General features: G+C 61.1%; 1 protein-coding gene. It reads left to right on the forward strand.

What is annotated here, in order from left to right; genetic code table 11:
- A partial coding sequence (locus tag ACTRWE_RS19330) for a transposase family protein (RefSeq protein WP_462880551.1) occupies positions 1–319 on the forward strand: 319 nt, incomplete at both ends.

Here is a 319-nt window from a genome sequence, read left to right on the forward strand (position 1 = left end):
AGCTACCGGAGATGGTGGACGGATTCCGTATGACACTGCGGCTGCATGAGTACGTGGAGAAGGAATCCTTCAACCACCCCTACACCTTTGTGGCGGCACAGACCGGCCTGGACGAGAAGACGGTGCGCGACATCTTCAACGCCCGCGCCGAGTTCCTGGGGCGCTGGCACCGCTTCGAGACGCCCCGCATCCTGGGCATTGACGAGCTATACCTGAACAAGCGCTACCGCTGCATTCTGACCAACATTGAGGAGCGAACCCTGCTCGACCTGCTGGCCACCCGCCGCCAGGACGTGGTGACCAACTACCTGATGAAGCT

The organism is Pseudoalteromonas sp. G5_S1_54_S4 (genome assembly GCF_054968565.1).